Raw genomic sequence first — 20,015 nt, 5'->3', positions numbered from 1 at the left:
GGCGGATCTGATCACTTCACGAATTCGAAGGTAAGTGGGAACTTGTACCCTTCTCCCTTGCTCCCGGCCACAGCGGCGATGATGTAGAGCACCGTGTAGACGAGCGGGACGAGGAATGCCAGGAAATAGACGAAGAAGCCGAGACCGAAGGTGACGAGAGCGAGGACGAAGGCGATGACCATGAACACCATGACGGCTGCGAACGTGGCGATGCAGTTCGTGATCATTGCATTGAGGCCTTGCCGCGAGTGTTCGCGCACATAAGGCGATTCGTCCTTCTTCACGAGGAACATGATCAGTGGCAGGAAACCGACGAAGATCGACCCGATGTGAGTCCATAGGACCGTGGTTCTCTCGGCCTCGCTGGCCTGCCAGAACATCTCGGAGCCGGGACCGTAGGCATTCTCCGGAATCATTCGTGAGTCGAACAGCGCCGGATTTCCGACTGGTTGACCCGGTCCGTAGCTGTGTGCCTGCTGACCATAGGATTGCTGAGCATACTGCTGCTGACCCTGGCCATACTGCTGCTGTTGCCCGTACTGCTGCTGACTGCTGTAGGCCTGCTGTGATCCGTAGCCGGGCTGTTGCTGCTGCGAGCCATAACCCGGCTGCTGCGAACCGTAGCTCGGTTGCTGTGATCCGTACCCTGGCTGCTGTGCACCAAAGTCCGGCTCAGCTGGCTGGTTCTGCTGGGAACCGTAGTTCTGCTGAGCGGGGTTCGGCTGGCTGTAGGGCTGCTGGGGTCCAGAGGCCTGAGAATAGTTCGGCGGCATTGGACGCGACTGGTCAGGGCCGTTGTTCGGCTGCTGGGGGTTGTAAGACATGCGGGTCCTTTCAGGGCTTCTGGACACTCACACTATCGGAAATGCCCTGGCGCCGAATTGGGGAAAGCCCGAATCCTGTACCAGTTCGATCACATTCGACCGCGGCCACATTCGACCGCGGCCACAGCCGACCGAAGTCTCAGCCGACGGTGACGAAGTCGATGAGCTCTTCGACTCGACCCGAGAGTGTGGGTTCGACATCGGCTATGGTGCTGACCTTGCCCAGGATGCGCACCCAGCCCCGTGCCACATCCCGGTGGTCGGCGTGCGGCCAATCGATACGTCTCAGGATTCCCGTCTTCCAATCCTCACCACGGGGGACCACCGGCCATTCCCTGATGCCGACGACATGAGGCTTTACAGCCTGCCAGATGTCGACATAGGGATGACCGATGATGTGGACGACGTCGCGGTAGCGGGGATCAGCATGCACCGCCTCGGCGATCTTGGATTCTTTGGTGCCGGACACGAGGTGATCGGCGAGGACTCCGACGCGGTGATCCTTGTCAGGACCGAACGCGGCGAGCTTGTCGGCGACATCGTCGAGTCCACCCAGCGGTTCGACGACGACTCCCTCGATGCGCAGATCGTCGCCCCAGATCTTCTCGACGAGCTCGGCATCGTGTTTGCCTTCGACCCAGATGCGGGAACCGCGAGCCACCCGGGCACGAGCATTGCCGACCGCACGTGAGCCCGAAGCCGTGCGACCGGGAGTCGACTTCTTCTTGGTCGGCAGCTTGATGTCGACGGGTTTGCCCTCAAGCAGGAAGCCAGGACCCAGGGGGAACGCGCGGACCTTGCCTGCCCGGTCCTCAAGATTGACGACGATCCCGGCGGTGGTCTTCTCAGCGCCGACGACGGCGCCGACATATCCGCTCATCGCGTCTTCGAGAACCATTCCGAGACCCAGCTCAACAGGCGTGGACTTCTTGGGCCGGTGCGAGGAAGGCGAGGTACCTGCCAGCACATCGGGCCCGTAGCGATCAAAGGTATTCACGGTCAACCACCCTAATCAAGGACTTGACGCGATAGGTGCAGACCCGCTGGGGCAGGCCCGAAAGTGAATTCGGAATGTAAGAAGCGTAGAATTGGCACTCAAAGCAGATGAGTGCCAAATGCGGTGCCGAACGAAGGAAGGGGACGAATGAACGACAGCAGGCGAGCACAGGTTCTGCGGGCGATCGTCGAAGACTTCGTCGCCACCAATGAACCCGTCGGGTCGAAGGCCATCGTTCAGCGGCACACGCTCGGTGTCTCTCCGGCCACGATTCGCAATGACATGGCCCACCTGGAGCAGGAGGGCTACATCGCGCAGCCTCACACCTCCGCTGGTCGAATCCCGACTGATCTCGGCTATCGGATGTTCGTTGATCGCATCGACGACTTCAAACCGCTCACACACGCTGAGCGGCGCGCGATCTTCCAGCTCATCGATGGCAACGGGGACCTCGACGACATGCTCGACCGCACGGTGAGGGTCCTCTCGGGCCTGACCCACCAAGTGGCGCTGATCCAGTATCCGACAGTCTCGCGTGCCACGATCAAACACATCGAGGTAGTGAGTCTTGGCCCCAACCGCATCCTCGTCGTCCTCATCACCGATGCAGGGCAGGTTGAGCAGAAGATCGTGATCACGCCGGGCGTCGTTGACGATGAGTCGCTGCGCGGAATCCGCGATGAGGTCAACTCCGAATTCTCCGGTCAGAAGCTGTCGAGAGTCGTGAGCACGGCCACACCTCGTGCTTCGGCCCAGAACGATGACGGCACCCAGTCAGAACCTGTCGTGGGAGCCGGCGCTGTCGGAACCGACGTAGCCGCGGCACTGGTACAGGTCCGCTCCGCCGTCATTGATCTCGTCATTGCCACGCGTGAAGAGCGCATCATCATGGCAGGCACAGCAAACCTGGCTCGATCCGGCAGGGAGTTCGGTGAGAAGATGGCACCGATCCTCGAAGCTTTCGAAGAGCAGGTCGTACTGCTCAAGCTGCTGACGTCGATGGCTGAGGACCAAGAGGAGATCAGCGTTCGGATCGGTCGTGAGAATACTCACGAGTCGTTCAGCTCGACATCCCTCGTGGCCGCCGAATATGGTCATGACGCGGGGTCCACCGCGCGATTGGCAGTGCTCGGGCCGACCCGGATGGACTATCCTACGACGATCACAGCTGTCCGGGCCGTGGCGAAATACGTCTCCTCTGTCCTCGACCAGGGCTAGATGCACCGACACCAGAGCACACAGCACAGCGCGAACAAGCAGCACAGCGTGACCAAGCACCACACTGCGAACAGGCACGATAACGCGAACAACGCACACCACCAGGGAGAGAGAAGTTTCTGTGGCCGATCACTATGAAACACTCGGAGTGTCCAAGGACGCTTCGGCGGCTGAAATCAAATCGTCGTACCGAAAGCTGGCCCGGAAGTATCACCCCGATGTGAACCCGGGACACGAGGACGAGTTCAAAGCCATTTCCCTCGCCTACGATGTCCTCTCCGATTCGGAGAAGCGCCGGAACTATGACATGGGCGGCGGCGAGAACGGACAGGGCTTCCCAGCCGGTGGCGGCTTCGGCGGCTTCGGCGACATCTTCGAGACCTTCTTCGGTGGGGGAGCCGGCTCGGCCGGCGGTCCGATGCCGCGCACACAGCGCGGCAAGGACGCGCTTGTCGGAGTCGACATCGATCTCGAGACCGCCGCGTTCGGCGGCAACATCGACCTCGATGTCACCACTGCCGTCGTCTGCGACACCTGCTCAGGTGCCGGAACCCAGCAGGGCACATCCGTTGAGACATGCTCCCTGTGCCACGGTGCCGGCAGCGTTCAGCGCATGACCCGGACGCTCCTGGGCCAGATGGTGACGAACCAGACGTGCAACTCCTGCCACGGCTTCGGCACCGTCATTCCCAACCCCTGCCTCAACTGCCAGGGTGACGGTCGGGTCCGCAAGCAGCGGACCATGAAGATCCGCATCCCCGCCGGAGTCTCCGACGGAACCCGCATCCAGCTTTCGTCGCAGGGCGAAGTGGGACCCGGGGGAGGTCCTGCTGGTGACCTCTTCGTCGAGGTCATGGTCTCCCGCCACGAAGTCTTCCAGCGCGACGGTGACAACCTGCGCGCCTCCGTCTCCGTGCCGATGACCGCAGCCGCTCTGGGCGCTTCGATCCCCTTCGACACCTTCGACGGCTCGCAGGAGCTCTCGATCGAAGCCGGCATCCAGTCAGGCACCGTCATCAAGCTTCCAGGACTCGGTGCCACCCGACTGCGTTCGGAGACCCGAGGCGACCTGCTCGTCACGGTCGACGTGTTGACGCCGGACAAGCTTGACGATGAGCAGAAGGAACTGCTGTCACAGCTGGCGACTCTGCGTGAGGAAGAGACCCCGCGCGCTCAGATCACCACCCAGAACCGCGGCATGTTCTCCCGCATGCGTGAGAAGTTCGCCGGTCGGTGAGTCTTCCCGTCTTCTTCTCGACCCAGGTCGCCGAGGCGGCCGCCGGTCAGGTGCTCACCTTCGGTGAGGACGTGGCCGGACACGCGGTCCGAGTCCGCAGACTCGGGCCCGGGGACGAGCTCGAAATCGTCGACGGATCCGGCACCCGCGTACGCGGAACGGTATCGACCGCCTCGGCGAACGAACTCGGACTGCACGTCGCCTCGGTGACTCACACCGACGAGGACCAGCCACGGTTGGTCCTCGTGCAGGCTCTGGCCAAGGGCGACCGCGATCTGCAGGCGATCGAAGCCGCCACAGAGATCGGAGTCGACGAGGTGGTCCCGTGGGCCGCCGAACGCTCGATCGCCGATTGGCCCGCGAAGAAGCGCGACAAGCTCGCAGCCAAGTGGGACAACGTTCTGCGGGCGGCATCCCTGCAGGCCAGACGATCCCGCTTCCCTCTGCGCCACGACCTGGTCCGCGGCACCGGCCTGGCATCGACTCTGACCGCCACAGACACCGTCTACGTCCTCCATGAAGCCGCCGAGCAGAAACTGTCGCAGGCTCTGAGGGACTCTGGACCAGCGAATGCGTCGGTCATCGAAGATTCCTCGGCCGCGGACTCTGGACGCATCGTCCTAGTCGTTGGTCCCGAAGGCGGGATCAGCGACGCTGAGCTCGATGCCCTCGCAGCCATCGGTGCGAAAGCCGTTCTCCTGGGACCCACGGTCCTGCGGTCATCGTCGGCCGGAGCCGCCGGACTCGTCATGGCTCAGAATTCATTGGGCCGTTGGTGACGAAGGCGACTACGATGGAAGCACACAATTGCAGTACTCCCACAAGTACGAACAGTCACTAAGGATCATTCTGGACACCTCCACTCAGCCCACGAACTCTGTGGACAACACACCTGCCGAAGAAGCTGCATCGGACACAGTGCGTCTCGTGATTCCCGACTCCATCGATCTGGTCGAGTTCTTCGGGCCGGGGGAATCGAACCTGCGGAAGCTCGAGCGAGTATTCCCCGACCTCGACCTGCACGTGCGCGCCAACCAGGTCCAGGCCAGCGGTGAGCCGCCGCGCGTGGCAGCCTTCGTCTCAGTCATCGGGGAGCTCAAGAAGCTGCATGGCTCCGGCCACCGCATCAACGAGGAGACGATCGATCGGGTGGCGTCGTTCTCCTCGGAGGGCAAAGCCGCCTCGGCGGTGATGGGAACGAACATCCTGTCCACCCGCGGAAAGTCCATCCGTCCCAAGACGATGGGCCAGCACGACTACGTCAAGGCGATCCGCAACCACACGATCACCTTCGGCATCGGTCCAGCAGGTACGGGCAAGACGTACCTGGCAATGGCCATGGCCATCAACGCCCTGCAACACAAAGAAGTCTCACGCATCATTCTCACCCGCCCAGCGGTTGAGGCGGGGGAGAGCCTGGGCTACCTGCCGGGAACGCTGAACGAGAAGATCGACCCCTATGTGCGGCCCCTCTACGACGCCCTGCACGACATGGTTGATCCCGAGTCGATTCCGCTGCTCATCGAAACGGGGACCATCGAGGTCGCACCGTTGGCATACATGCGCGGCCGCACCCTCAACGATGCGTTCATCATCCTCGATGAAGCGCAGAATACGACCGGTGAGCAGATGAAGATGTTCCTCACCCGGCTGGGCTTCGGCGCGCGGATGGTCGTCACCGGTGACGTCTCTCAGATTGACCTGCCGGGCAAGACCCGCAGCGGTCTCAACCTCGTCCAGGACATTCTGACCGGAATCGACGACATGGAATTCTGCCACCTTGGCAGCAAGGATGTCGTCCGCCATCAGCTGGTGACGAAGATCGTCGATGCCTATGACCTGTGGGGAAGCACCGAGTGAATACCGAGATCTCAAACGAGACAGACGAAGCAATCGACCTCGACGAGGTCGTGGCTCTGACCGAATACCTGGGCCAGGCTCTGCACATGCACGCCGGCGCCGAGCTCGCAGTCACGATGGTCGATGCGAAGGCGATGGAGGAACTCCACATCACCTGGATGGACCTCGACGGTCCAACCGATGTGATGTCGTTCCCGATGGACCAGCTCACACAGGGACGGGCTGGGGCTCCCACCGAGGGCCAGATGGGTGACATCATCATCTGCCCCGAGGTGGCCGCCGCTCAGGCCTCGTCCTCGGGGCATTCGACCATGGATGAGGTGCTCCTGCTGACCGTCCACGGATTCCTGCACCTGCTCGGATACGACCACGGCGAGCCTGAGGAGAAGGAGGAGATGTTCGCCCTGCAGCGGCATCTGCTGCTCACCTTCTTCGCTGCCCGCTACGACGGTCGCACCGACATCCCTTCTCCCACTGAGGTCTGAGCCGTGCTCTGGCTGTTCCTCGGTGCCGCACTGTGTCTCGTCGTTTCGGCGACTCTGTCTGCTGTCGATGCCGCTCTGCTCAGCGTGTCGCATCAGGCGATCCAGGATGCGAAGGACGAAGGCAAGAAGTCTGCGTTTCGGGCAGAGAAGATCCTCATCGATCTGCCCACAAACATCAACGTCATCATCTTCGTCCGAAACTTCATGGAGGCACTGGCCACGGTCTTCATTGCTCTGGCCTATAACTCGATCTACTCCGTGGGACCGCTCATGGTCGTGCTCACAGTGCTCACCGCCTCGATCGCTGTCTTCGTCGTCGCCGGCGTGTCCCCACGGACAATCGGTCGACGCCGTTCTCTGGCCGTCTGCCTCAACCTCAGCTGGGTCGTGGGCGCAGCACTTGTCGTACTCAAACCTCTGACGAACATCCTCGTCCTCCTCGGCAACCTGCTGACGCCTGACCGCGTGTACAAGGACGGCCCCTTCGTCACCTCCGACCAGCTGCGCGACCTCGTGGAGCGGGCCAGTGAGTCCGACATCATCGAAGACGGCGAACGGGAGATGATCCAATCCGTCTTCAACCTCTCGGACACCTCGGCGAATGAGGTCATGGTTCCGCGCACCGACCTCGTGACGGTCAACTCCGGCACACCGCTGACCAAGGTCATGAATCTCTTCCTCCGCTCGGGATTCTCACGGATCCCCGTCAGCGGAGAGGATCTTGACGACATTCGCGGCGTTGCCTACCTCAAGGACGTCGCCAGACGGCTCCACCTCCACCCGGAGGACGCAGAACGATCGGTCGATATCCTGGCACGGGGAGTTCTGTTCGTCCCCGAGACCAAACCTGCTGATGACCTGCTGGAGCAGATGCAGCTCGATTCGACGCATCTGGCGATCCTCGTGGATGAATACGGCGGCACCGCCGGACTCGTCACCATCGAGGACATCGTCGAGGAGATCGTCGGCGAGATCGAAGACGAGTACGACACCAGTGATGATGAACTCGTCGAGGTCGACGACGGCTCATTCGTCATCAGCACCCGCATGTCGATCTCCGACTTCGCCGACTATTTCGATGTGAAGATCGACGAGGACGACGTCAACAGCGTCGGCGGTCTGCTCACGAAGCTCATCGGCCGCGTTCCCATCGACGGCTCGAACGCATCGATCGAAGGTCTTTACATCGAAGCGATGGAGGGTCAGGGCCGCCGCCACCGCATCACCCACGTCAGGGTCACGAAGGAAGAGAACTGAAATGGAATTTCGTACAGACTACCCCGAGAACTACCGGGCCGGCTTCGCCTGCTTCGTGGGCCGACCGAACACCGGTAAGTCAACGCTGACGAACGCGCTGGTGGGGGAGAAGGTGGCGATCACCTCGGCGAAGCCCCAGACCACTCGGCACACGATCCGCGGCATCGTCCACAAAGACGATCACCAGCTGATCCTCGTCGACACCCCGGGACTCCACAAGCCTCGGACCCTGCTGGGCAGCCGCCTCAACGATCTTGTGGCCTCGACGCTGAGCGAGGTCGACGTCATCGGCTTCTGCCTGCCCGCTGATGAACCTATCGGGCCCGGCGACAAGTACATTGCGTCCCAGCTCGAGCTCCTCGACGGCCGCACCCCGATCGTGGCCCTGGTGACGAAGACGGACAAGGTTCCCCAGGAGAAGGTCGCCGAGGCTCTGCTGGCTGTGGGTGGCCTCGCCGACTTCGCCGATGTAGTTCCGGTTTCTGCCGTCGAGGGATTCCAGATCGACACGGTCGACTCCGTTCTGACCGGTCACCTGCCGGTCTCTCCGCCGCTCTACCCCGAGGGGGAGCTGACGGATGAGCCGGAGGAGATGATGATCGCCGAGCTCGTCCGTGAGGCTGCGCTCGAAGGCGTCCGCGACGAGCTTCCACACTCCCTGGCCGCTCAGGTCGAGGAGATGTACCCGCGTGAGGGACGCAGCGAGGACAACCCGCTGTGGAACGTCCACGTCAACCTCTACGTCGAACGTTCCAGCCAGAAGGCGATCATCATCGGCAAGGGCGGCAGCCGACTCAAAGAGATCGGAAGCGAATCGAGGCGCGGCATCGAAGCACTGCTCGGGACCAAGGTCTACCTCGACCTGCATGTGAAGATCGCCAAGGACTGGCAGAGAGACCCGAAGCAGCTGGGGCGTCTGGGCTTCGACTTCAGCTGAGACGACTTCAGCTGGGAGTGCTCTCCCGCCAGCTGAGAGCACTCTCACGTCAGAGGCAGTTGATCGACCACGCGTGGCCTGCAATAGACTAGGCCGAGTGAATGCCGAGCAGACTCTGGTCGCACTGAGCGACCGTTCCCCCCACGTTGCACCCGAAGAACTGATTGCGGGCCTCGTCCCGCCACCGCAGTTCCACGACGTGTCCTTCGCCAGCTACCGCACCGATGACTCGGAGCCCTCGCAGGCCCAGGCACGCAACAAACTTGAGGAGTTCGCAGCGTCGTCGACATCCAAGGGCTTCCTGGGCAAGCTGTTCTCGAAGGGCAAGGACGGACCAAAGGGCGTCTACCTCGACGGCGGCTACGGCGTGGGCAAGACACACCTGTTGGCCTCGGCTTGGCACGCGAATGAGAAGCCTGCGACCTTCGGCACCTTCGTCGAATACACGAACCTCGTCGGCGCGCTCGGATTCATCCGTGCCCGTGACGATCTCTCACAGATGAAGCTCGTCTGCGTCGACGAGTTCGAACTCGACGATCCCGGCGACACGGTGCTCATGTCACGCCTCATGCGCGAACTCACCGACGCCGGCGTGAAGATCATCGCCACCTCGAACACTCTGCCCGGATCGTTGGGGGAGGGCCGCTTCGCCGCACAGGACTTCATCCGAGAGATCCAGGCGCTGGCCGACCAGTTCGACATCTACCGCATCGAGGGCAAGGACTACCGCCACCGTGGGCTGAGCGAGCCGGCTGAACCGGTTCCTGCCGAGAACCTCGATGCCGCGACGTCTGAGTTGACCGGCACAGTCGCCCGCGACGACTTTCCGACACTTCTGCGCCATCTCTCCACCGTGCATCCCTCTCGGTACGGTCGCATGGTCGATGGGTTGGACGCGGCCGTGTGGGAAGACGTAACGACGATCGACAACGAGGGTGTCGCGCTGCGCTTCGTTGCCCTCGTCGACAGGCTCTATGACCGCAACGTCAAGATCATCAACTCGGGACAGGCGTTGAACAAGGTCTTCACCGAAGAGTCATTGGCTGGAGGGTACCGGAAGAAGTACATGCGCTGCCTTTCGCGCCTGACAGCGCTCTCCTCGCAGTGATCTGCCCTCCTCGCATTAACAGGCGCTCCTCGCATTAACAGGCGCTCCAGGCGGCAGCTGGCTCCCTTGGCAGCAATTGTGGCTCCCCAGGCAGCAATTGGCTCTCTGGGCAGGTTCGTCGGCGCTACTGCAGCTCGAGGTATTTGAGGACCTCGATTTCGGGCACCCAGTCGGGGAGTCCGATGATCCTGAAGGCGGCCCAGACGACAACGGCAACTAGTGCCGCTGTAACCGCAGCGAGCGTCCAGCGCACCCAGACCGGCCGCGCCATGACCCAGTGCGTCCATTTCTCCACGTTGAGGCGGACGAAGTGCAGAATCCGCTGCGCCCAACGGAACTCGCTGGAGATGACGAACAGTCCGATGATGACGATGAGCCACCCCGGGCCCGGAAACGGCACGAGCACCAGGCCGATGAGCACGATGAGCGTGCCCACTCCACCGACGATGGTCCGATAGAGCCGTGCCGTGTGCGGGTTGGCCATGACGGTTCTGCGCCAGCGCAGGAAGCTCAGACGCGTCTTGCGCCAGGGGCGCACGCCTTGCTTGTGATGGCGTGACAGCCACCCTGTGGGGCGCTTGTCCTGGGGATCGTCGTTCACTCTTCCAATATAAGTCGATGAGTCTGAAAGCCCGATTTGTGTGTGTGACCACGATCACTCGGATCTGATTTTGCATGGACCGCCACCTGCGTATAGAGTTATATCTCGTTGCCAGGGAAACCGGGCAGCGAGAAATGCGGATGTGGCTCAGCTGGTAGAGCATCACCTTGCCAAGGTGAGGGTCGCGGGTTCGAATCCCGTCATCCGCTCGAAGGCGTCATGGCACTGCCTTGATGGTGGCGTGGCCGAGAGGCGAGGCAGCGGCCTGCAAAGCCGTATACACGGGTTCGAATCCCGTCGCCACCTCGGATTCGTCCAACGGTTCGCTGTTGGTGAGTCGGCGCGATTGGCGCAGCGGTAGCGCGCTTCCTTCACACGGAAGAGGTCACTGGTTCGATCCCAGTATCGCGCACAGGGACCTTGTGTTCCGGTGCAACAAATGAATAAGGCGCGATTGGCGCAGCGGTAGCGCGCTTCCCTGACACGGAAGAGGTCACTGGTTCGATCCCAGTATCGCGCACAGGAGAAGCCCCGAGTGACTCACTCGGGGCTTCGTGCATTCACCATCCGCGCCTCCAGCGCGAAGAGCTCGGCTTCGATGTGTCGGTCGTGTGTCAGGACTGCCACGTGGATGCCATGGGGAAAGCGACACATTCACTAGTACGCTAGTGACGGTAACCATCGACGAAGACTTCGGAGCACTCATGTCTACTCCTCAGAACCCGTACGAACCGAACAACGGTTCTGGAAATCAGAACCCCAACGGTCAGGGCCCCGACAACCAGCCGCCCAGTGCTCCTGGTTTTTCGGGTGATCAGAACAACGGGCAGCAGCCACCGCAGTACGGTTCGCAGAACAACGGGCAGCAGGCACCACAGTACGGCTCGCAGAACGATCCGAATCAGCAGCCGCAGTACGGTTCGCAGCCACCGCAGTACGGTTCGCAGCCCCAGTACGGCTCGCAGCCAAACGACACGGGTGCTCCAGGATACGACCAGAACCAGGGCGGCTACGGCCAGGGTTATGATCCCAACGCTCAGGGCTACGATGCCAACGCGCAGGGTTACAGCCAGGACCCCTACAGCCAGGACCCCTACAGCCAGAATCAGGGCGGCTATGGTCAGGGCTACGACCCCAACGCGCAGGGCTATGACGCGAACCAGTACGGCCAGCAGCCCGCTTACGCCGGTGCTGAGGGTTCTTCGGACCAGTTCATCCCAGCCAACCCAAATGCGAGCTACGGTTCGTATTCTGCAGGCTCGGGGAACAACAAGTCGAAGAACATCTGGGGAATCCTCGCGTTGATCGGCGGCATCGCCGGCATCGTCCTGTCCATCTTCTTCGGAATCGGATTCATCTTCGGCGTTGCCGGCGCGATCTTCGCCTTCGTCGGTCTCTCCGCGATCAAGAAGGGGTTGGCCAATAACAAGGGCATGACCATCACCGGCATGATCCTCAGCTTCATCGCCATCCTGTTCTCGATCATCTCGGTCATCGTCACCTTGATCTTCGGCGGCATGTTCATCACGGCGATCGGCGAAGCCGCCGACGAGCAGTCCTCATCCGCAGCTCCGGTTCAGGGTCCCTCCGACCCTGCGCAGGACCCCAGTCAGGGTGCAGGCTCGTCTGACGGCAGTGAAGCGGCGGCTCCTCCGGTCGAGGGCGGCGGTGTCGAGGTCGGCACCGATGTGACGGCGGCGGTCGCCGTGAAATCAGGTACCGCGTCCGAATATGCTGCAGGCGCCGAAAGCAGCAATGGCGAGATCGCGATCGTCACTGTGACTGCCAAGAACAGTGGAAGTTCCGACGTCGATCTTTCGCTTGCACAGTTCACCGCCGACAATGGTGCGGGCAAGGAATATGAGGATGTGTTCGACGCCTCCAAATACAAGGGCGGCTTCCCTTTCTCTGACCCGATCCCGGCTGGAGGAGAAGAGACCGTCGAACTCGCATTCGCAGTTCCGTCCGCCGAGGTCGACAAGGTGCACCTGAAGCTCTCCATGAGCGAAGATCTGGGCAAGGGCAAGGACTTCGAATTCAGCAAGGCCGCGTGATACGGCTCGGGACGACCCTCCGATCCCGACTGACGTAGGCGCGAACCGCGCTGACATCGAAAACTGTATATGATTCACCAGTTGGGTGGCGGTCTCACGACTGCCACCCAACTGGTTTCGCACCGCCGATTTGGTATTAGACTCGAGTGGCGAGACACCCTAGAACAGACGAACGGAGAAGATCAGTGGCAGACAGCATTGACTGCGCGGGAGAGACCATTCCTTGGAAACAGGGACTGACCGGCACGGAGATCTTCTCCACGGACCGCACGGTCGTTGCAATGTGGCTCGACGGGCAGCCTGTCGACCTCAGCCGCGAACTTTCCGCTGGTGACAAGGTCGCTCCGATCGCCATCGATTCCCCCGCGGGTCTCGACATCCTGCGCCACTCGGCCGCACACGTCACCGCCCAGGCCGTTCAGGACCTGTTCCCAGACGCGAAGCTCGGCATCGGGCCCTACATCACAGACGGCTACTACTTCGATTTCGATGTCGCTGAGCCCTTCACCCCTGAAGATCTCAAGGCGATTCAGAAGAAGGCCGCCCAGATCGTGAAATCCGGCCAGACCTTCAATCGAGTCGTCGTCACCGAAGATGAGGCGAAGGCGCGTATGGCCGATGAGCCCTACAAACTCGAACTCATCTCTGACAAGGGCGCGGGCTCCGACGACTCGGCCTCCGTCGAGGTCGGCGCCGGTGAACTCACCGTCTACGAGAACCTTGACCGCAAGGGCGAAATCGTGTGGCAGGACCTCTGCCGCGGACCGCACCTGCCCACGACCAAACTGATCGGCAACGGGTTCGCAGTCACCCGCTCCTCGGCGGCCTATTGGCGCGGAGACCAGGCCAATGCGAGCCTGCAGCGCGTCTACGGCACCGCCTGGGCCTCGAAGGAGGATCTCAAAGCCCACCAGGATCGCCTCGCCGAGGCAGAACGCCGTGACCACCGCAAGCTCGGTGCCGAACTCGATCTGTTCTCGTTCCCCGAGGAGCTCGGCTCCGGTCTGCCCGTCTTCCACCCGAAGGGCGGAGTCATCAAGCGCGAGATGGAGGATTACGTCCGCGCCCGCCACATCGAAGAGGGCTTCGAGTACGTCGGCACCCCGCACATCTCCAAGGAGACCCTGTACTACACCTCCGGGCATCTGCCGTACTACGGCGAGAACATGTTCCCGCCGATCTCCGTCGACGAGGTCCGCGACGAATCCGGGGAAATCGTCAAGGAGGGCACCCCCTATCGTCTCAAGGCGATGAACTGCCCGATGCACAACCTGATCTTCCGCTCGCGCGGACGCTCCTATCGCGAACTTCCCCTTCGTCTCTTCGAATTCGGCACCGTGTACCGTGACGAGGCCTCTGGGGTCGTCCATGGTCTCACCCGTGTGCGCGCACTGACCCAGGACGATTCGCACTCCTATGTGGCGCAGGAAGACGCCGCGAAGGAGATCCGTCACCTGCTCGAATTCGTCCTCAGCCTGCTGCGTGATTTCGGACTCGACGACTTCTACCTCGAACTCTCCACACGCGACGAAGACGGGAAGAAGAAGGACAAATTCATCGGCTCCGATGAACAGTGGGCAGAAGCCACTCAGGTCCTCGAAGAGGTTGCACGGGAGACCGGGCTCGAACTGGTCCCCGATCCCGGCGGAGCCGCGTTCTACGGTCCCAAGGTCTCCGTCCAGGCCCGCGATGCCATCGGCCGGACCTGGCAGATGTCGACCGTGCAGCTCGACTTCAATCAGCCGGAGCGCTTCGGCCTGGAATACCAGGCCGCCGACGGTACTCGTAAGCAGCCGGTGATGATCCACTCGGCGAAGTTCGGGTCCATCGAGCGGTTCATGGGTGTGCTCATCGAACACTATGCGGGCGCGTTCCCCGTCTGGCTGGCACCGGTACAGGTCACCTGCATCCCCGTGGCCGAGGAGTTCAACGACTACCTCGCCGAGGTGGCCTCACAGCTGCGGGCTGCCGGCGTTCGCGTCGAGATCGATGACAGCGACGATCGGTTCCCGAAGAAGATTCGCAACGCCTCGAAGTCGAAGGTGCCCTTCGTGCTCATCGCCGGTGGGGAGGATCGCGACGCGAATGCTGTGTCGTTCCGTTTCCGCAACGGTGAGCAGGACAACGGCGTATCCGTCGCCGAGGCGGTCACCCGAATCGTCGAATCCATCGAAACCAAGGCCCAGGTATGACAGAGGACCCACACAACCGCCTCGGCGAGGGCAGGCCCGATCCTTGTGAAGGCATGCCCGAACCCGAGGCGGCTGCGGGTTTTCCGGGGGAGTCCGATGGTTTCCAGCGGCTGTGGACACCGCATCGGATGGTCTACATCGGAGGGCAGGACAAACCCAAGCACTCCGGAGTTTCCGAGTGCCCGTTCTGTACGGCGCCGACGAGGTCCGACGAACAGGGCCTGATCGTGGCCCGCGGCGAGGAAGTGTACGCAGTGCTCAATCTGTACCCGTATAACCCGGGCCACCTCCTCATCTGCCCCTATCGTCACGTCGCGGACTACACGGAGCTGTCCGAGTCGGAGACGGCGGAACTCTCCCACTTCTCGCAGAAGGCGATGACCGTGATTCGCGCCGTATCGTCCCCTGACGGCTTCAACTTGGGAATGAACCAAGGACCCGTGGCAGGTGCCGGTATCGCTGCGCACCTCCATCAGCACATTGTGCCCAGATGGGGCGGGGACTCGAACTTCCTGCCCGTCGTGGCACAGACCAAAGCTCTGCCGCAGGTGCACGCCGACGTGCAGGCTGCGCTGTCAAAGGAATGGAACAGATGAACCCCGAAGATCTCGACTCTCTCGCCGAGTACTCATCCCCACTGCTGCGCGGCAGCGAAGCCGTCATCACGATCACCCGCCCCGATCTTGAGTCGAACAGCTATCTCTCGCAGCTTTTCGCGCTGTCGGGGGAGACCTCGAGACGGCTAACCCACAACTGGCGAGACTTCGCCCCCGAAATCCGCAGCAATTGGTCAGGATATCTGAGTGCGGCCAAGAAGGAATCAGCTCAGCTGTTCGCCGGCTCCAGCCTGGAGACGGCTCATCGGATCACGGACAACCACCTCGGCGTCTCCGAGTTCGCGCTCGACGATGAGGGCGCACGGGCACTCTACGTCGCGCGGGTGGCGCAGCCGGGACGCTACGGTGAGGACGACGACATCCCCGCCGCTGAGGAAGCGCCACGGCGAATCACCTCGGCGGCCTACCTGAGCAACGGACTGGGCTACACGAACGACCGTCCGGCGCAGGCCTTCCTGGTCGATCTCGTCGAACCGGGCCTGGGGAAGTCCGGCATCGCAGGCGGAGCCGAGGTGCCGATGTCCACACTCCTGGAGTCCCCGGAATCAGATGTCCACGACCCGCAGTTCTCACCGAGCGGCACCCGAGTCAGCGTGGTTTCCTCGGTGGTGCCCGACCATGGCGAGTCCGACCTGCGAACGACGGTGTGGCTGCTTGGCGGAGACCACCCGGAGCCGCTGACGCTGCCGCGGATGAGTGTGAACCTGCACAGTTGGGTCGACGATGAGACTGTGCTGCTCGTCGGCAACGAGTTGACCCGAGACGAACTCGACTTCGTTGGGCAGATGCCCGGACTCTTCGTCCACGATCTGACCACTGGCTCGACACGACGCCTGACCGACCCGGAGACCGTCTCGGTCGCGTCGATCCGGCCCCAGGTCATCGATACAGCTGGAGACGGCTCAGGTGCGGCGAAGGCTTCTGTCATCGCTGTCGTGGACACGGATGGAGCCTCAAGGATCATCGCGATCGAACTCGCTGCCGAGACGCGGACACTGGACGAACTGAACTTCCTCACGGATGACACGGCAGTGGTCAACGGCTTCGACGTGGACGGAGACAATCTCGTCTGGACAGGGGAGACGCCCACGAACCCTGCTGTTCTCGACCGTGTGCGACTCTCCGGATCCGGCCGGACATCCGCTGGCGACGGCGAGGTCCTCAGAGCACATCCTGCGCCCGCGAATTCCGTCCTCCCGCAGCTTCTTCGAGTCGACGGTGAGGGCGGGGCCATCACGGGGTGGCTGGCGAAGCCCAGCGGCCCAGGACCGTTCCCCGTCATTCTCAACATCCACGGTGGGCCGTTCGCGCAGTACACCCACGGGTGGTTCGATGAAACCCAGGTGCTCACCTCCGCCGGGTACGCCGTGGTCTACGCGAACCCGCGCGGCTCCGGCGGACGCACCCGTGCGTGGGGTACCGCAGTGCAGGGGGACATGGCGGCCCCAGCGATGGCCGACGTTCTCGCGGTCCTCGACCACGCGCTGGCCAATGATGCCGAGCTCGACTCCACCCGTCTCGGCGTCCAGGGCGGATCCTACGGCGGCTATCTCACCGCGATGATCACTGCTGCAGATCATCGCTTCCAGGCGGCCATCGTCGAACGCGGCTACCTCGACCCCGACAGCTTCGTGGGCACCTCTGACATCGGACGGTTCTTCACCGAGGAGTACACCACCCGTGATCGGGAGGCCATTGCACGGCAGTCGCCTTTGGCACACGCCTCGCAGGTGCACACGCCCAGCCTGGTGATGCATTCGGAACTCGACTTCCGCTGTCCGCTCGAACAGGCTCAGCAGTATTATGCCGCGCTGCAGCGGGCCGGTGTGGACACCGAAATGCTCATCTTCCCCGGAGAGAACCACGAACTCTCACGCTCGGGCCAGCCCCGCCACCGTCGGCAGCGTTTCGAAGCGATGCTCGACTGGTGGGACCAGCATCTGGGCGGAGACGTCGATGCGAATCTCGACGACCAGACCGCCTCGGCGATCCACTGAGCCGATGACCGACTCAACCGCCTCTGAGGCGATGCCCCTACCCCTCTTGCACCTGGCCAGAACACGTCCCAAGTCGGTGATTTCTCACATTGAACGTCACCAGCTTGGTCGTCTGGGGACTACCCGATATCGTTCTGTCGGTTACGATTGCGGTCTTGCCGGTTGCTTGCCGCTTCACTATTCTGCTCAGACTGCATCCGTCCATCGTCAACTCCTGGAGAACCATGAAACCTCGTAAAGCCTCACGGGTCGTATTACTCAATGAGCGCGACGAGGTTCTCCTGATTCGTGCTCAGGACCTGCTCACGCCCACACACCAGTGGTGGATGACCTGCGGCGGCGGATCCGAACTGGGGGAGTCTGCGGCTCAGACAGCGGCCCGCGAACTCGCCGAGGAGACCGGGATCGAATGCGAACCCGGAGAGCTCATCGGACCCTTGGCCACCCGTGACGGGGTGTTCGAATTCACGGAGAAGTCTCTGCACCAGCGGGAAACCTACTTCGCCTTCCGCACGAGCGAGGACATCGAGCTCGAGGACGCCGTCTGGACTGACATCGAGAAGCGCAGTCTGCTGGAATTCCGGTGGTGGTCTCGCGAAGAGCTGATGACCACGACGGAGACGATCTATCCGAAGAATCTTCTCAGCCTCATGGATCTTGTCGCTGAAGGCTCTGTGCCCGAGGTCCCCCTCGTCATCGACTAGTGGCCGCTCGGCATCGGCCGAGGGAACGTACCGCATGAGCGGTGAGCTGCTTCGTCCGGCACAGCGCACATAACGGTGTGCTGAGCGTATAGACTCTAGGGGCTGTATCTATAGGAAGGAACACCAGTGTCAGGTCATTCCAAGTGGGCAACGACTAAACACAAAAAAGCTGCCATCGACTCCAAGAGGGCCAAGCTCTTTGCCAAGCTGATCAAGAACATCGAGGTTGCCGCTCGCAACGGTGGGCCTGATCTCGAAGGCAACCCGACGCTGTTCGACGCGGTCCAGAAGGCGAAGAAGAACTCGGTTCCTGCCGACAACATCACCCGCGCGGTCAAGCGCGGCGGTGGTCTCGACGGCTCAGCCGTGAACTACGAGAACATTCTGTACGAAGGCTATGCCGCAGGCGGTGTCGCCCTCCTCATCGAATGTCTGACCGACAACCGCAACCGGGCAGCCTCTGAAGTCCGCGTGGCAGTCACGCGCAACGGCGGCACCATGGCAGACCCCGGATCGGTCACATACAACTTCGACCGCAAGGGCGTCATCACCGTTCCCGCCGAGGGAACCGACGAGGACTCGATCCTTCTGGCCACCCTCGATGCCGGAGCCGAAGAGGTCAAGGACGAAGGCGAGAACTTCGAGATCATCTGTGAGGCCACCGACCTCGTCGCCGTGCGCACAGCGCTTGTCGACGCAGGCATCGACTATGACTCGGCCGAGGCATCCTTCGTGCCCGGGATCGAAGTCAGTTTGGACGCGGACACCGCCAGCAAGGTCTTCAACCTCATCGATGCGCTCGAAGACAGCGACGAAGTTCAGAACGTCTATTCCAATGCTGATGTCAGCGACGAGGTTCTTGCCGAACTTGATTCCTGATGAGGCCGAATATGGTGCCTGATGAGAATCCTCGGCGTTGATCCTGGTCTGACCCGGTGCGGGCTGGGTGTCATCGACACCCTGCCCGCCCGCAAGGCCACAATGGTTTCCGTCGATGTGCTGCGCACGCCATCCACGGACTCCGTGGATCTGCGTCTGGGCGCCCTCGCCGAGGCGTTCGACAGCTGGCTGGACACGTACCGTCCCGATGTCGTGGCCATCGAGCGAGTATTTGCCCGCAATGACGTCTCCACGATCATGGGAACGGCCCAGGTGTCAGGCCTGACTATGGGGCTTGCCGCCAGGCGCGGACTGCCGGTGGCGATGCACACGCCCTCCGAGGTCAAAGCCGCCATCACCGGGTCAGGACGGGCTGATAAGAAGCAGGTCACGAACATGGTGACCCGGATCCTCGAACTCGAGGCTGCGCCGAAGCCGGCCGATGCCGCGGATGCTCTCGCGATCGCGATCTGCCACTCATGGCGTGGAGCACTCAGCGGGCAATCGACTCCTGGAGCGAATAAGGACCTGAATGAGCGCAAGAGCGCCGGACGTCAAGGCACGGGCCTGACGAAAGCTCAGGAGCAGTGGGCCAAGGCCCTTCGCAAAGCCAAGTAGTGTCATCGCGGTCGGGTGTCCCGCTTTTTCGCCGTCTCGCCGTCCGGTCGTCCAGTCGTTGAGTGTCGTCCCGCTGACGCTGCGCTTCGCCGTCACTGCGGCACTCCACTCCGACATTCTGCCGTCACTTCGCCGTCACTTCGTTTCGCAGTGCGAAGCGGGTGTGACGGTTCTTTTGTGCGCGAGTCCGGGTGTGTGATCGCGGGTGTCGGCGCGGAGATGACCACCGAGCAGTGCGGAGATGACCAGCGAGCAGTCCTGTCAGTTTCCGATGTGCAGTGTGCGCAGGTGTCAATCCTTCTTGGCTGAGCGTGAATGTCGCTCTAGCCGAATAGAACAACATAGAATACGACGAATCGAATGTAGATAGAATCGAATAAAAGTCTATACAATGCGCATTTGATCTAATACAATGGGACTATACACGCAA

General features: G+C 62.1%; 18 protein-coding genes and 4 tRNA genes. 19 read left to right on the top strand and 3 right to left on the bottom strand.

Going from position 1 to position 20,015, the window contains the following annotated elements; translation table 11 throughout:
- Positions 1–11: 11 nt before the first annotated feature.
- Both FO013_RS06995 and FO013_RS06990 read right to left on the bottom strand, forming a co-directional pair.
- Positions 12–824 (bottom strand): DUF4870 domain-containing protein, encoded by an 813-nt coding sequence (locus tag FO013_RS06995; protein WP_143921829.1) that lies wholly within the window; start codon positions 822–824, stop codon positions 12–14.
- 139 nt (positions 825–963) lie between these two features.
- Entirely contained in the window at positions 964–1,827 is an 864-nt protein-coding gene (locus FO013_RS06990) for a DUF3097 family protein (RefSeq protein WP_143921828.1), read from the bottom strand.
- A gap of 141 nt (positions 1,828–1,968) precedes the next feature.
- Here FO013_RS06990 and hrcA point away from each other — a divergent pair, with 141 nt between their 5' ends.
- The 8 genes from hrcA (at position 1,969) to zapE (ending at position 9,923) form a co-directional block, all read left to right on the top strand.
- The gene (gene hrcA, locus FO013_RS06985; protein ID WP_143921827.1) at positions 1,969–3,039 is read left to right on the top strand and encodes a heat-inducible transcriptional repressor HrcA; all 1,071 of its coding nucleotides are present in this window, start codon (positions 1,969–1,971) and stop codon (positions 3,037–3,039) included.
- Positions 3,040–3,160: 121 nt separating this feature from the next.
- A complete protein-coding gene (dnaJ, locus tag FO013_RS06980; protein ID WP_143921826.1) occupies positions 3,161–4,276 on the top strand; it encodes a molecular chaperone DnaJ in 1,116 nt (371 codons plus the stop codon).
- Positions 4,273–5,055 carry a 16S rRNA (uracil(1498)-N(3))-methyltransferase gene (locus tag FO013_RS06975; RefSeq protein ID WP_143921825.1) on the top strand — a complete coding sequence of 261 codons (783 nt, stop codon included), beginning with the start codon at positions 4,273–4,275 and terminating at the stop codon, positions 5,053–5,055. Before dnaJ ends, FO013_RS06975 begins: the two co-directional genes overlap by 4 nt.
- A 28-nt stretch (positions 5,056–5,083) precedes the next feature.
- Positions 5,084–6,136: a PhoH family protein gene (locus FO013_RS06970; RefSeq protein WP_143921824.1), complete on the top strand. Its 1,053-nt coding sequence runs from the start codon at positions 5,084–5,086 to the stop codon at positions 6,134–6,136.
- Positions 6,133–6,621, top strand: a complete 489-nt coding sequence (gene ybeY, locus FO013_RS06965) for an rRNA maturation RNase YbeY (RefSeq protein ID WP_143921823.1) — start codon at positions 6,133–6,135, stop codon at positions 6,619–6,621. The genes FO013_RS06970 and ybeY overlap by 4 nt, the downstream gene beginning before the upstream one ends.
- A 3-nt stretch (positions 6,622–6,624) precedes the next feature.
- Positions 6,625–7,878, top strand: coding sequence for a hemolysin family protein (locus tag FO013_RS06960; protein ID WP_143921822.1), 1,254 nt, complete (start codon positions 6,625–6,627; stop codon positions 7,876–7,878).
- Position 7,879: 1 nt separating this feature from the next.
- Positions 7,880–8,815, top strand: a complete 936-nt coding sequence (gene era / locus FO013_RS06955) for a GTPase Era (RefSeq protein WP_143921821.1) — start codon at positions 7,880–7,882, stop codon at positions 8,813–8,815.
- A 97-nt stretch (positions 8,816–8,912) separates the two neighbouring features.
- The gene (gene zapE, locus FO013_RS06950) at positions 8,913–9,923 is read left to right on the top strand and encodes a cell division protein ZapE (RefSeq protein WP_143921820.1); all 1,011 of its coding nucleotides are present in this window, start codon (positions 8,913–8,915) and stop codon (positions 9,921–9,923) included.
- Positions 9,924–10,047: 124 nt separating this feature from the next.
- On the opposite strand, the gene FO013_RS06945 is transcribed toward zapE, so the two are convergent.
- The gene (locus FO013_RS06945) at positions 10,048–10,524 is read right to left on the bottom strand and encodes a PGPGW domain-containing protein (protein WP_260848032.1); all 477 of its coding nucleotides are present in this window, start codon (positions 10,522–10,524) and stop codon (positions 10,048–10,050) included.
- 136 nt (positions 10,525–10,660) lie between these two features.
- On the opposite strand from FO013_RS06945, the gene FO013_RS06940 reads away from it, so the two are divergent.
- From FO013_RS06940 to ruvC, 11 genes are all read left to right on the top strand, one after another.
- Positions 10,661–10,733: transfer RNA gene (locus FO013_RS06940), tRNA-Gly, on the top strand.
- Between the two features lie 26 nt (positions 10,734–10,759).
- Positions 10,760–10,830 (top strand) — tRNA-Cys (locus tag FO013_RS06935).
- Between the two features lie 34 nt (positions 10,831–10,864).
- Positions 10,865–10,936 (top strand) — tRNA-Val (locus tag FO013_RS06930).
- Between the two features lie 36 nt (positions 10,937–10,972).
- Positions 10,973–11,044: transfer RNA gene (locus FO013_RS06925), tRNA-Val, on the top strand.
- Between the two features lie 184 nt (positions 11,045–11,228).
- On the top strand, positions 11,229–12,578 hold the full coding sequence (locus FO013_RS23155; RefSeq protein ID WP_313900571.1) for a DUF4190 domain-containing protein: 1,350 nt from the start codon (positions 11,229–11,231) through the stop codon (positions 12,576–12,578).
- 185 nt (positions 12,579–12,763) lie between these two features.
- Positions 12,764–14,770, top strand: a complete 2,007-nt coding sequence (gene thrS, locus FO013_RS06915; RefSeq protein WP_143921818.1) for a threonine--tRNA ligase — start codon at positions 12,764–12,766, stop codon at positions 14,768–14,770.
- Complete coding sequence (locus FO013_RS06910; protein WP_143921817.1) at positions 14,767–15,366, top strand: HIT family protein; 600 nt, start codon at positions 14,767–14,769, stop codon at positions 15,364–15,366. The genes thrS and FO013_RS06910 overlap by 4 nt, the downstream gene beginning before the upstream one ends.
- Positions 15,363–17,384: an alpha/beta hydrolase family protein gene (locus FO013_RS06905; protein ID WP_143921816.1), complete on the top strand. Its 2,022-nt coding sequence runs from the start codon at positions 15,363–15,365 to the stop codon at positions 17,382–17,384. Before FO013_RS06910 ends, FO013_RS06905 begins: the two co-directional genes overlap by 4 nt.
- Positions 17,385–17,608: 224 nt before the next feature.
- Complete coding sequence (locus tag FO013_RS06900) at positions 17,609–18,088, top strand: NUDIX hydrolase (RefSeq protein ID WP_235344391.1); 480 nt, start codon at positions 17,609–17,611, stop codon at positions 18,086–18,088.
- Positions 18,089–18,214: 126 nt separating this feature from the next.
- On the top strand, positions 18,215–18,967 hold the full coding sequence (locus FO013_RS06895; protein ID WP_143921815.1) for a YebC/PmpR family DNA-binding transcriptional regulator: 753 nt from the start codon (positions 18,215–18,217) through the stop codon (positions 18,965–18,967).
- A 21-nt stretch (positions 18,968–18,988) separates the two neighbouring features.
- On the top strand, positions 18,989–19,585 hold the full coding sequence (gene ruvC / locus FO013_RS06890) for a crossover junction endodeoxyribonuclease RuvC (RefSeq protein WP_143921814.1): 597 nt from the start codon (positions 18,989–18,991) through the stop codon (positions 19,583–19,585).
- Positions 19,586–20,015 lie beyond the last annotated feature (430 nt).

Origin of the sequence: Brevibacterium aurantiacum, assembly GCF_007558825.1 — a bacterium.
GTDB classification, from domain to species: Bacteria; Actinomycetota; Actinomycetes; order Actinomycetales; family Brevibacteriaceae; genus Brevibacterium; species Brevibacterium aurantiacum_A.
The sequence above is the reverse complement of the archived record's forward strand: the minus strand, read 5'-3'. Positions and strand labels throughout refer to the sequence as shown.

Bases quoted from the DNA above. Each gene is read 5' to 3' on its own strand.
- ruvC (WP_143921814.1), top strand. From the start codon at position 18,989: ATGAGAATCCTCGGCGTTGATCCTGGTCTGACCCGGTGCGGGCTGGGT.
- FO013_RS23155 (WP_313900571.1), top strand. From the start codon at position 11,229: ATGTCTACTCCTCAGAACCCGTACGAACCGAACAACGGTTCTGGAAAT.
- FO013_RS06900 (WP_235344391.1), top strand. From the start codon at position 17,609: ATGAAACCTCGTAAAGCCTCACGGGTCGTATTACTCAATGAGCGCGAC.
- FO013_RS06910 (WP_143921817.1), top strand. From the start codon at position 14,767: ATGACAGAGGACCCACACAACCGCCTCGGCGAGGGCAGGCCCGATCCT.
- FO013_RS06905 (WP_143921816.1), top strand. From the start codon at position 15,363: ATGAACCCCGAAGATCTCGACTCTCTCGCCGAGTACTCATCCCCACTG.
- hrcA (WP_143921827.1), top strand. From the start codon at position 1,969: ATGAACGACAGCAGGCGAGCACAGGTTCTGCGGGCGATCGTCGAAGAC.
- FO013_RS06995 (WP_143921829.1), bottom strand. From the start codon at position 824: ATGTCTTACAACCCCCAGCAGCCGAACAACGGCCCTGACCAGTCGCGT.
- era (WP_143921821.1), top strand. From the start codon at position 7,880: ATGGAATTTCGTACAGACTACCCCGAGAACTACCGGGCCGGCTTCGCC.